The organism is Caballeronia sp. LZ029 (genome assembly GCF_031451275.1).
In the GTDB taxonomy this organism is placed as follows: domain Bacteria; phylum Pseudomonadota; class Gammaproteobacteria; order Burkholderiales; family Burkholderiaceae; genus Caballeronia; species Caballeronia jiangsuensis.
In genome coordinates this window covers 685,739-697,908 of the sequence record NZ_JARUXO010000004.1, presented here as the reverse complement: position 1 = coordinate 697,908, position 12,170 = coordinate 685,739, and the positions used below count along the sequence as shown (strand labels likewise).

10 protein-coding genes are annotated in these 12,170 nt (G+C 65.5%); 6 read left to right on the top strand and 4 right to left on the bottom strand.

Annotated elements, in window-relative coordinates:
• Positions 1–3: 3 nt before the first annotated feature.
• The 3 genes from QCE73_RS29175 to QCE73_RS29165 are packed head-to-tail and all read right to left on the bottom strand — an operon-like array spanning position 4 to position 4,135.
• Positions 4–615, bottom strand: coding sequence for an NIPSNAP family protein (locus QCE73_RS29175; RefSeq protein ID WP_309884661.1), 612 nt, complete (start codon positions 613–615; stop codon positions 4–6).
• A complete protein-coding gene (locus QCE73_RS29170) occupies positions 612–2,348 on the bottom strand; it encodes an FAD-dependent oxidoreductase (RefSeq protein ID WP_309884659.1) in 1,737 nt (578 codons plus the stop codon). Before QCE73_RS29170 ends, QCE73_RS29175 begins: the two co-directional genes overlap by 4 nt.
• Positions 2,345–4,135 (bottom strand): FAD-dependent oxidoreductase, encoded by a 1,791-nt coding sequence (locus QCE73_RS29165; RefSeq protein ID WP_309884658.1) that lies wholly within the window; start codon positions 4,133–4,135, stop codon positions 2,345–2,347. Before QCE73_RS29165 ends, QCE73_RS29170 begins: the two co-directional genes overlap by 4 nt.
• A gap of 145 nt (positions 4,136–4,280) precedes the next feature.
• On the opposite strand from QCE73_RS29165, the gene QCE73_RS29160 reads away from it, so the two are divergent.
• From QCE73_RS29160 to QCE73_RS29135, 6 genes are all read left to right on the top strand, one after another.
• Positions 4,281–5,168, top strand: a complete 888-nt coding sequence (locus QCE73_RS29160) for an NAD(P)-dependent oxidoreductase (RefSeq protein ID WP_309884657.1) — start codon at positions 4,281–4,283, stop codon at positions 5,166–5,168.
• Between the two features lie 69 nt (positions 5,169–5,237).
• Positions 5,238–6,956, top strand: coding sequence for a SulP family inorganic anion transporter (locus tag QCE73_RS29155; RefSeq protein ID WP_309884656.1), 1,719 nt, complete (start codon positions 5,238–5,240; stop codon positions 6,954–6,956).
• A gap of 238 nt (positions 6,957–7,194) precedes the next feature.
• The gene (locus QCE73_RS29150; protein ID WP_035507425.1) at positions 7,195–8,022 is read left to right on the top strand and encodes a shikimate dehydrogenase; all 828 of its coding nucleotides are present in this window, start codon (positions 7,195–7,197) and stop codon (positions 8,020–8,022) included.
• A 273-nt stretch (positions 8,023–8,295) separates the two neighbouring features.
• Positions 8,296–8,760, top strand: a complete 465-nt coding sequence (locus QCE73_RS29145) for a hypothetical protein (protein ID WP_309884655.1) — start codon at positions 8,296–8,298, stop codon at positions 8,758–8,760.
• Positions 8,761–9,208: 448 nt separating this feature from the next.
• Complete coding sequence (locus QCE73_RS29140) at positions 9,209–10,075, top strand: alpha/beta hydrolase (protein ID WP_309884654.1); 867 nt, start codon at positions 9,209–9,211, stop codon at positions 10,073–10,075.
• Between the two features lie 230 nt (positions 10,076–10,305).
• The gene (locus tag QCE73_RS29135; RefSeq protein ID WP_309884653.1) at positions 10,306–10,788 is read left to right on the top strand and encodes a hypothetical protein; all 483 of its coding nucleotides are present in this window, start codon (positions 10,306–10,308) and stop codon (positions 10,786–10,788) included.
• Here the strand turns inward: QCE73_RS29135 and QCE73_RS29130 are convergent.
• Complete coding sequence (locus QCE73_RS29130) at positions 10,782–12,131, bottom strand: MFS transporter (RefSeq protein ID WP_309884652.1); 1,350 nt, start codon at positions 12,129–12,131, stop codon at positions 10,782–10,784. The two genes, QCE73_RS29135 and QCE73_RS29130, sit on opposite strands and share 7 nt — an antisense overlap.
• Positions 12,132–12,170: the final 39 nt, after the last annotated feature.

Genomic DNA, 12,170 nt, shown 5'->3' with positions numbered 1-12,170 from the left:
CGGTTAGCGCAGCGGCGAGAACGGCGCGGGCATGTAGATGGTCGATTCCATCGTCGTCAGATGGGCCGGTCCGCCCTTCGGCGGCCAGATGCCGTCCTTCACGGCTTCCGCGCGAATGCGCGAGCGCTCGTCGACACTCTTGTACGGCCAGATGTTGAGAAAGCGCGGCACGGTGCCATCCAGCGCGTACATCGCGCCGATGAGCGGCGAGCGCGTCGTGCGCTCGGGCACGGCGTTCTTCCATGCATCGATCGTATGTTGCAGGCTCGCGAGCTTCGTGCCGTAGACACGCATCTCGTAGATGCCGCCGTGCACGGCAGGCTCGATCGGCGGCAGAAACGGAAAGAGCGCGTAGCTGCTCACTTCGACGTCGGTGATGAATTCGCCGCAGCCGAACGGATTGCCTTCGAGCAGCAGGCGCTGGCGTTCCCTGATCAGCGCCGCCTCCGATTCGAAGCCGCGCAGCACCATGACCTTGCCGAGCGCGCCGATATCCGAATACCAGCAGCCGAGCAGCTTCGAGCCGGGCGCATCGCCGCTCGCCTTGATGTTCTCGAAGACTTGCGCGTTCGCGCCGATCTTCACCGTCAACGTGACTGTGTCGTACAGAGTCATTGCAGTGTCCTTGCCTGTTTGAAGTTTGAGAGATTCGTGATGTCGATGCGTGCCGGTTCGGCCAGTTCGAGACCCGCGAGATAGCCGAAGGTCATCGCCGGTCCGAGCGTGATGCCGCCCGCGGGATAGTGGCCGCCCATCATGCTCGCGGCGTCGTTGCCGACCGCGTAGAGGCCGCGAATCGGCGCGCGCGATTCGTCGAGCACGCGCGAGCGCGCATCCGTCGAAAGTCCGGCGAAGGTGCCGAGGCTGCCCGGCACGAGCTTCACCGCGTGAAACGGGCCATCGGCGATCGGCGCGAGACACGGATTCGGCGTGTGCGATGCATCGCCCTGCACGCGGTTGTACGGCGTCGAACCTTTATGGAATTGCGGATCGAAGCCGTCTTTCGCGTAGCCGTTGTACGTGGCGACGGTATCGGCGAGGCCGCGCGCATCGATGCCGCATTGCTGCGCGAGCGCTTCGAGCGTCGGCGCGGATTTCAGATAGCCCGAGCGCTCGTACGGGCCGAGCGGGAACGGAAACGGCTTCGCGAAACCGAGGCCATATCTGCGCTGAAACCGATGATCGCAGACGAGCCACGCGCAGGCTTCCTCGCCCGGCGCCGTCGTGCCGATCAGCGCGGAGATGAAGTCGTAGTACGACGACGCCTCGTTCGTGAAGCGCCTGCCCGCGCGCGTCACCGCGATCACGCCCGGCTTGGCGCGCTCGATCAGATGCGGAAACGCGGCCGCATCGCCCTTGCCCTTCGGCACGAGCGACACGGGCGCCCACGCGGCGGGCGCTTCGAGCGACGCATCGAAATGCGCGCCGGCCGTTTCGCCGATACGAATGCCATCGCCGGTATTGCTCTTCGGCGCCGCCGACCAGTGCGGCGTATACGGAAACGTTTCGGCCTGACGCTTCGCGTCGTGCGGATAACCGCCGCACGCGAGCACGACGCCGCGCCGCGCGCGCACTTCATGCATCACGCCGTCGATCTCGACGCGCGCACCCGTCACGCGATCCTCCTCGCGCATGAGCGAAACGGCACGTGCGCGCGTGCGCAGATCGACACCGCGATCCGCCGCCGACTTCAACAGACGCGCGACGAGCGCATTGCCGTTCACGAGATGCATCGAACGGCGATAGCGCAGCATGTGCCACGCGAACGCGGCGAAGCGCTTGGTCACATGCCACGCCGATTTCGCGCTGCGCGTCGCGTTCAGAAAATGCGCGAGGTCCTGTCCCGACGCGATCGCCATGCCCTTGATCGTCACTTCGGCCAGCGGCGGACGAAGCTTGTCGATCAGCGGACCGAGCTCGCGCCCGTCGAACGGCATCGCGCAGACCGAGCGCCCGCCCGTGGCCGCGCCTTGCGTCGTGTGGAAATCGGGAATGCGATTGCCGTCGATGAAGCGCATCGACGTATTGCGCTCGAAGAATTCGATCATGCGCGGCCCGTGCTCGATGAGCGCATCGGCCTTCGCGGCGTCGAACTGCGCGCCGAGTTCGCTCTTCAGATACGTGCGCGGCACGCTCTCATCTTCGACGATGCCCGCGCGCGTCGCGAGCGGATTGCGCGGAATCCACATCCAGCCGCCCGACCACGCGGTCGTGCCGCCGAACACGTCTTCCTTTTCGCAGACGAGCACGGAAAGGCCCTGCGTCGCCGCTGTAACGGCCGTCGACAAACCGCCCGCGCCGGAACCCAGCACGAGGACGTCGCATTCGAGAATCGGTTCGAGCTTCATTTGGCGTGTGCGTGGAAATCGACAGGCAACGTGAGGGCCTCATCGCGTGCGTCCGTCAACGCCGCGTGCGATGACTTGCCGCGCGCCACCGCATGCCGCGCCGCCAGATAGCCGAACGCGAGACCCGGACCGAGCGTGATGCCGGGGCCGGGATAGACGCCGCCCATCACCGACTGCATGTCGTTGCCGCATGCGTACAGGCCGCCGATCGGTCGATCGTCGCGATCGAGCACGCGCGCGTGCGTGTCGGTGACGAGGCCGGTCGCCGCACCGATATCGCCGGGATAGAGCCGCACCGCATAGAACGGCGCCTGGCCGATCGGACCGAGACACTTGTTCGGGCCGTTCCAGTTGGCGTCGCCATTGGCGTTCTGATAATCGGTCGTGCCGCGCTGGAAATCCTCATCGACGCCGGTCTGCGCATAGCGATTCATGCGCGCGACGCTATCGGCGAGACCTGTCTTGTCGATGCCGAGCTTCGTCGCCAGTTCGTCGAGCGTCTTGCCTTCGACGAGATAGCCATCGGCGAGAAACGGCGCAAGCCCTTTGCCGCCCGGACGCACCATGCCGAGTCCGTACTTGCGCAATCCTTCGGAGTCCGTCACGAGATACGCGGGCACCGAAGGCGTCGTTTCGTTCGCCTTCTGCATCGCGATCCCGAAGAGGTGATACGACGTGTTTTCGTTGAGGAAGCGCTTGCCCGCCTTGTCGACGGTGATCATGCCCGGCTTGCCGCGATCCATGATGAAGTGCGGGAACACGGCGGTCGTGCCGTCGGCGCGCTTGCGCACGGAAACCGGCGCCCAGAACGCATTCGACAACGCACTCTCGCCGAAGCGCGCGCCAACGGCCAGCGCAAGATCCTGCGCGCTGCCGGTGTGGCCGGGCGCGCCGGGACACCACGACGGATCGGCGCCCGGCAACATCGTCCCGCGACGCGTCGGATGACGGTTGAAGCCGCCGCTCGCGAGAATCACGCCGCCTTTCACATTGACGCGACGCCGCTCGTTGACGTGGCTCAGCGTCACGGCTTCGATACCGTTCGGGCCGCTCTCCAACGCATCGACCTTCGTGTTCGTCAGCACCGTGACGCCGCGTTGAAGCAACGAATAGAGCAATCTTCCGATCAACGCGTTGCCCATCACGAGCCGCGTGCCGCGCGGCGCGCTCATACGGTCGCGCGCGTGACGCGCGAGCAGCTTCGCAGCGTGTCTGAACGACGCGAACGACTTCGTCATGTTGAGCAGGTGCCCGACGTCGTCGCGATCGACCATCATGCCGCCGAGCACGGTGAATTCGGGAATCGGCGGACGGATCAGCGAAAACGCGCGGCCGAGCTTGCGGCCGTCGAAGGGCAGCGGCTCGAGCGCGCGTCCGCGCAGCGTCGAGCCTTCGATCTCGGACAAATAATCCGGATGAAACGGGCGCGCGCGATATTTCACGTCGGAGTTCGCTTCGATATGCGCGACGGCTTTCGGGCCGGCATCGAGAAACGCGCGGCGCATCGCGACGCTGCTGCGCTCGCCGACCGCGCGATCCAGAAAGCCTTCGGCGTTCGCGGATGTATCGTCGCGATTGACGCTCGCCGCGTGCATCGACGCGGGAATCCAGGTCGTTCCCGCCGAGAAGGCCGTCGTGCCGCCGACGTATTCCGTGCTTTCGACGAGCAGCACGCGCGCCCCGTCGATGGCCGCGACGAGCGCCGCCGACATGCCCGCGCCTCCCGCGCCGACCACGATTACATCGAACGTTTCGTTCCGTTCCAGATTGTTCAGTGTCTCCACCATTCGTCCGCTCCGTCGCGCTGCAAATCGTCGTTCCGTCCGATGATCCGCAACGCGTGTTTTCAGTAGAACTCGCTTTGATAATGGAATACTATTCCAGAAACGCGGATGAAGCCAAGTTCTTTTTTGAGACGAACGGAGGAACGATATGCGAGTGCTGGTGACAGGCGGGAGCGGTTTTCTGGCGGCGTGGGTGATGCGGCGGCTGCTCGCCCGCGATATGAACGTGCGTGCGTTCGACGTGCGCGAGGACGCGCGGCTCCTGCGCGCGCTCGCGCCCGAACGCGCCGATGACGTGCAATGGCGGATCGGCGATATCGGCGACGCGCGCGATGTCGCGCTCGCGCTGGAAGGCTGCGACGCCGTCATCCATCTCGCCGGCGTGCTCACGCCCGCCTGCGCCGCCGATCCGGTGCGCGGCGCGCGCATCAATCTGATCGGCACGCTCAACGTGTTCGACGCGGCCATCGCGTGCGGCTTGCGCTCGGTGCTGTATGCGAGCAGCGCGGGCGTCTTCGGTCCCGACGACGGCGCGACGCCGTTCCCCACGACGCATTACGGCGCGTTCAAGCTCGCGTGCGAAGGCTCGGCGCGCGCGTACTGGCACGATCGCGGAATCGCGAGCATCGGATTCCGGCCGCTCGTCGTGTACGGCGCGGGGCGCGAAACGGGATCGAGCGCGGGCCCGAGCCTCGCCTGCCGCGCGGCTGCGCGCGGCGAGCCGTACACGATTCCCTTCACCGGCGCGACGGGACTCGTCTACGCCGACGACGTCGCCGCCGCCTACGAACGCGCGCTCACCCACACGTTCGACGGCGCGCACGCGTTCACGCTCGCGGGCGATATCACGCCGATGCAAAGCGTGATCGCGACGCTTTCGCAGATCGCGCCGGACGCGCGCATCGACGCGGCGGGCGCGCCCTTGCCCATCGCGACATCCTTTCCGGACGATCCCGCGCTCGCGCGAATGCTCCCCGGCCTTGCGAAGACGCCGCTCATCGACGGATTGCGGCAAACCGTGGCGTTCTATCGGTAGAGAAAGCAGGTCTTGGCACCGCCTGTTCCTTGGGGCACGATTCGCTACTTCAGGAACACGGTGCCACGCATGCAAGACACGACCCGAACGCCCCCGGCAAGTACGAAGCTGCTCAAAGGCATCCTCCCGATCAACCGCGCCGCCGCAATACGCGACGCGCTCGCCGGCATTTCGCTCGCGTCGATGGACATTCCGCAGGTGCTCGGCTATGCGCGCATCGCCGGCATGCCCGCGGTCACGGGCCTCTACACGGCGTTCCTGCCGCTCTTCGCGTTCGCGCTCTTCGGCGCATCGCGGCATCTCGTGGTGGCCGCCGACTCCGCGACGGCAACGATCTTCGCGAGCAGGCTCTCGTCGATGGCCGCCGCGGGTAGTCCGGAATACGTCGCGCTCGCGGGCATGGTCGCGCTGCAGACCGCCGCGCTCCTGCTGCTCGCGCGCCTCTTCAAGCTCGGCTTCCTCGCCGATTTTCTGTCGCGCACCGTGCTGACGGGCTTTCTCGCGGGCGTCGGCGTGCAGGTGTCGATCGCGATGCTCGGCGACCTCTTCGGCATGACGGTACCGTATCCGTCCTCGCGCAGCCTCGCGCAACTCGTCTACGTGATGGGGCACGTCATGCACGCGCACGGGCCGACGCTCCTGCTCGCGCTTGTCGTGATCGTCGCCATCCTGGGCAGCAAGCGCTTCGCGCCTCGTCTGCCGATACCGCTCGTCGCGGTGATCGGCAGCATCGTCGCGAGCAAGTTCTTCGACTTCGCGGCGCGCGGAATTTCGGTGCTCGGACCCATCGACGGCGGCTTGCCCCCGATCCGCTTTCCTCAGGTCACGTGGCAGCAATGTCTCGATATCGTGCCCGTCGCGGCGTCGTGCTTCGTGATGATCATCGCGCAGAGCGCGGCCGCCGCGCGCGTGTTCGCGCAGCAGTATCACGAGGATGTCGATACCAACAGCGACATTCTCGGCCTCGCCGCGGCGAACGCGGCGGCGTCGCTGAGCGGCACGTTCGTCGTCAACGGCAGCCCGACGCAGACCGCGATGGCCGAGCGCGCCGGCACGCGCAGCCAGTTCGGACAGCTCGTGTTCGCGGCGGTCGTCGCCGTCGTGCTGCTGTTTCTGAGCGGCTATCTGCGCTATCTGCCGCATTGCGTGCTGGCGGCCATCGTGTTCACGATCGCCATCGGCCTCGTCAACGTGCAGAGCCTGAAGGACATCCGCGCAGAAAGCCCGGGCGAATTCGCGCTCGCGCTCATCACGGCGGGCGCGGTGGTGCTGGCGGGCGTCGAGCGCGGCATTCTGCTCGCGGTCGCGCTCTCGCTGATGCGGCACGTGCGCCATAGCTATCATCCGCACACGATGGTGCTCACGCCCGTCGCGCCCGGCAAACCCTGGCAGTTCATGCCGACGAAGCCCGGCGCGATGACCGCGCCGCAACTGATCGTCTACCGCTTCGGCGCGGATCTGTTCTACGCGAACGATCATTTTTTCGCGGCCGAAGTGACGAAGCTCGTCGATACGGCATCCGACGGCTTGCGTCATCTCGTCGTCGATGCCGGCGCGATCACCGATCTCGACTACTCGGCGGCCCGCACGATCGGCGAGCTGATCGAATCGCTGAGGGCGCGCGGCGTCGCGGTGATCTTCGGCCGCGTGAACCGCTTCCTGCGCAACGATATGGATCGGCACGGGCTTACGCCGGTGCTCGGCGCGTCGAACGTGTTCGACACGCTGCACGAGGCGCTCGCGGTCGCCGGCGTGAATTCGGGCGCGCATGTGCCTGATGCGTTGTGAGGCGTTTCGACGCCGATCGAGTCAAGGCGGAACGCGCGATGATCAGGGCCAGCCCGCAATCTTGCCAGGCGCTTTTGTTTCGGTTGGTGCCTCTCCAATTTCATGACGTTGCGAATCGTCGACCGTTAGTTGCCTCGAACCTGAAACACGTTTTTGTTGAATGCTATTCCACATTCAACTAGTATTCACACAACGGGCAACCACAGATTTCGATCACGATTCAGGAGGCAGGCACGGCATGGCGCAGGACACTTCCTTTACCGCATCGCTCGATGCGGGCTTGAGCGGCGCGACGCGCGTCTATTTCATCGTCGGCGATCCGATCGCGCAGGTGCGCTCGCCCTCCGGCGTGACGGCGGCGCTGAGAGCGGCGGGCCGCGACGCGATCGTGATTCCGGCGCACGTCGCGCCCGGCGATCTCGACGCGTTCTTCGCGGGCATCGCGCCCTTGCAGAACTGCGATGGCGTCATCATCACCGTGCCGCACAAGTTCAGCGCGACGGCGCATTGCAAGTCGCTGACTGACGAAGGCGCGTTTCTCGGCGCGGTCAACATGCTCAAGCGCAACGCCGACGGCACCTGGCACGGCGGCGCATCGGACGGCATCGGCATGGTCGCCGCGTTGCGGGACGCGGGCTGCGAGCCGAAGGCCAAACGCGCGCTGCTGATCGGCGCGGGCGGCGCGGGCTCGGCGATCGGCCACGCGCTCGTCGATGCAGGCGTTGCGTCGCTCGCGATCCGCGATTTCGACGCCGGGCGCACGAGCGCCCTCGCCTCGCGGCTCGCCGCGCTGGGCCGCGGCGCGGTGAGCGTCGCCGACGATGCGCCCGCCGAAAGCTACGACCTCATCGTGAACGCGTCGCCGGCGGGTATGCGTCCCGGCGATGCGCTGCCGATCGACGTCTCGCGCCTGCCGCCGACGACCTTCGTCGGCGACGTGGTGACGAAGCCGCCGCTCACGCCCTTCATCGAAGCCGCTCGCGCGCGCGGCTGCACGACCGTCACCGGCACGCAGATGTTCGGCCGCGTGTGCGATGCGATCGTCGCGTATCTGTTGAAAGACTGACGACGCACAACATTCGCCGCGCAAGGAATCGGAGCAATCTGGTTCAATCGCGGCGCGCATTCGTTCAACATTCCGGCCGCGCATCGCGTCCCTCGCGATGCGCACCGGCCTGCTGGTTTCGAAGCGAATCGCAGACAAGCGCCGCCCTCCTTCGGGCGGCGTTTTTTTGCGCGACGTTTCGGACACGCCGGCGCGAGCGCACGTTTCCCATGAGACTCGCGCGTTCGCTTCGAGGGCCAATGAAACGCGTGCAGGCGCACGCAAGAGGCTGGAATGAAATTGAATCGAAAAGGAATTCGACGCGCGGCGCGTGCATGCTTCGCGGCCGTCGCATTCGCCACGCTCGCCGCGTGCGCGACCGGGCCGGGTGCATCGGCGCCGCTGCCGGCGGACAGCAAGCTCGCGATCGGGCGCGTCGTCGGCAAGCAATATCTGACGACCGTGTCGACGGGTGCGGCGCCGTCTTCCGGCCCATCGGTCGGCGTGGGTGCCGGTGGCATCGGCGGAAATGGCTGGAATGGCGTGGGCGGCGGCGCGGGCCTGAGCTTCGATCTGACGAGCCTGTTCGAGAAGGCGCCGGAACAGACCGCGAAGGTGTACCGCTACAGCGTGCAGATGAAGGACGGCTCGAAGCGCGATGTCGACAGCACGCTCGAACTCAACGAAGGCGCGTGCGTGACGACGATCGATTCCAGCCAGCCCGGCTATCCGAGGCTGACGGGCGCGGACGCCTGCTGATCTTCAGCGCAATCGCGCCGCTCACATTGCCATCGCCGGGATGATGCAGCGCGGGCCCATCGCTTGAATGTCGAAGATCGTGCGCGATGGACTCCGCGTGTTTCCCATCGGTTGGGACGACATGTGCGTGCGGACCACGCAGCGATAACGGATGCATCGAAATACATGAACGATCCAATCGATTCATTCGCATATCGAACAATCTACGCGATCGATCCTGAAACGCAGTAATTCGCGCCCGCGATTGTGCTTCGTGCAGGGCTTTGCGATACTGAATTGCCCCTCTCATGCGTCCGCTCTCGAAGTTCGAGCCCCCAAGCGGACGTATTCCCGCCGCCCGTTCAGGCGGCGTTTTTTTGCACGCGGCCTATTACCTTCGACGTAATTGCCCGCCCCCATCCCCTCCTGCGACGATGCAATCACACCGATCATCGACAAGGAGACGGACATGTCCGCGAATCATCATCGAGTTCACGCCGAAATCGCCCGCCCGAATTTCATCGCGACGAGCGGCGGCGTCGAGCTTTTCTATCGCGACTGGCAGCCCGAAGCCACGCATGGCAACGGCAAGACCATCGTGTTCGTCCCCAGCTATTCGCTGCCGGGCGACATGTGGGCGTATCAGATGCTGCCGCTCGCGGGTCAGGGCTTTCGCTGCATCGCCTACGACCGACGCGGCCACGGCCGCTCAAGCGATCCGGGCACCGGCTACGACTACGACACGCTTGCGGACGATCTCGCCGCCGTCATCAACGCGCTCGATCTTTCGAACGTCACGCTGGTCGGCTATTCGATGGGCGGCGCAGAAGCCGTGCGCTATCTGACGCGTCACGGCAGCGCGCGCGTCGCGCGGCTCGCGTTGATCGCATCGACGTTGCCGATGCTGGCGAAGACGCCGGACAATCCTGATGGCATCGACCGCGCATACGTCGACGTCTTCCAGCACGACTTGATGACGGACTATCCGAAGTGGCTCGCAGACAATGCGCGGCCGTTCGCCGGGCCGGGCGCTTCGCAGGCGATGATCGACTGGATCCGCGAAATGGCGTTGCGCACGTCGCATCAGGCGCTTTTCGCGTGCAACGAAACGGTAAGCAGCGGCGATTTCCGCGACGAACTGCGCGACATCGACGTGCCGACGATCATCGTGCAGGGCGATCGCGACGTGTCGAATCCGCTCGAACTGACCTCGCAACGCACGGCGCGGCTGATTCCGAACGCGCGGCTCGTCGTCTACGAAGGCGCGCCGCACGGCGTTTTTCTGAGCGATGCGGCGAGGTTGACCGCGGATATAGGGGCCTTTGCGTCGGCGTAGTGAAACGCGGTCTGTGGTAGTGGCTTAATACCAGCGCCGCGCCGGAACCCGATCCAGTATTTCATCAGCGTTTGTCGGATAAACGCTGAGTCCTGACGCGTTTGAAAACACTCATAACAATAGACTCTGGAAGAATCCCGGCACACCGTAGCACTGCGAATTGACATCACAGCGCGCGACATGAAAGCATCGCCGCGCAGTCCTGCCCACCTTCATCGGAGTCCACCGCGATGATCTTCCACGCATCCATTCCCGCCAACGATCCGAAGCACGTCGCGCATGTGCTTGCCGAACTGTGGGACGGCTTCGCCGCGCCCTTCTCGCCGTTTCCCGATGCGTGGATGGCGGTCGCGGGCGACGATCGCGGCAGCATCATCGAGGTCTATCCGAGCGACCAGGTTATCACGCCGGGCGGCGGCCACGAGGAAAGCGTCAGCTACGGCGCGAATACTTTGAAGCGTCCGCAGTACAGCGCGTTCCACATGGCGATCGCGACGAAGCTGAGCGCGGAAGACGTCATCGCGATCGGCGAGCGCGAAGGCTGGCGCGCGGTGCGCTGCACGCGCGGCGACAACTTCTTCCACGTAATCGAGTTCTGGATCGAAAACTCGACGATGCTCGAATTCCTCACGCCCGAGATGCAGGCCGAATATCTCGCTTTCGCCACGCCCGAAAACTTCAAGGCGATGGCCGCCGCCGCCGTGCCTCAGTAAGCGCTTCGCGGTGAGGACCGTTCGCCGCGCAGCCCGAACAGCAGCGCGGCGCCGCTCGCGAAGAGCAACATCGAAAGCAGGTGCACGGCGAGATCCATGCTGCCCGTCACGGTGCGGATCTGGCCGATCACCCACGGACTCACGATGCCGCTCGTGATCCCGATACTGCTGATGACCGCGATGCCCGCCGCCGCGCTCTTGCCCGGCAGATGGCTCGCGGGCACGGCCCAGAAAATCGGCAGCGCGGCGAAGATCAGGGTCGCGGCGAGCGAAAGAATCGCGAGCATCAGCGGGAAGCTCGGAAAGTGCAGCGTGAGGGCCGCGAGCGCGATGCCGCCGCCGATCGTGCAGCACGCGAAATGCTTGCGCCGCTCGGCGACGCGATCCGAATGGCGCGCGATCAGAATCAGTCCCACCGCGCCGATCGCGTTCGGCACGACGGTGTAGAGGCTGACGGACAACACATCGGTGATGCCGAAATCGCGGATCATCAGCGGCATCCAGAAGCTCAGCGTCAGCGATGCGCACGTCAGCGAAAAATAGATGAACGCGAACAGATAGAGGCGCGGGTTGCGCAACGCGTCGAGCAGGCCGCGGCGGTCGTGCGCATCGGCGCTGGCGGTCGTTTGCGGGCACAGCGCGGCCAGGCGCTCCTGTTCTCCCTGCGTGAGCCAGTGCGCATCGCGCGGCGTGTCCACCAGAATCCGCAACGCGACGAGGCCGAGCAGCACCGCGGGCGCGCCCTCGATCGCGAACATCCATTGCCAGCCGTGCAGGCCCATCACGCCCGCCATGTCGCGCATGATCCAGCCGGACACCAGTCCGCCGAACACGCCCGCCACCGCGACGCCCGCGAAGAATACCGACATCACCCCGGCGCGCCGCTTCGCCGGAAACCAGTACGTCAGATACAGCACGATGCCCGGAAAGAAGCCCGCCTCGAACACGCCGAGGAAAAAGCGCAGCAGATAGAAATGCCCGGGCGTCGCGACGAACATCATGCCGACCGATGCCGCGCCCCACAGGAGCATGATCCGCGTGAAGGTGCGGCGTGCGCCGAACTTCGCGAGCAGCAGGTTGCTCGGCACTTCGAAGAGCACATAGCCGACGTAGAACACGGCGGCGCCGAGGCCGTACATCGCATCGGAGAAACCGAGATCGTGCTTCATCTGCAACTGCGCGAAGCCGATATTGATACGGTCCAGAAACGACACCACGTAGCACAGAAACAAAAACGGGATGATGCGCCACGCGATCTTGCGAAACAGCGCATCGTCCGACAGGGCGTGTATTTCCGCGACGGAACTCGGGCTGAGGTCCGCCGTGCTGATCGACTTCGACATGTCTCGCTCCAGATGGGCGTGAGAAGGCCGGCGTCTTGA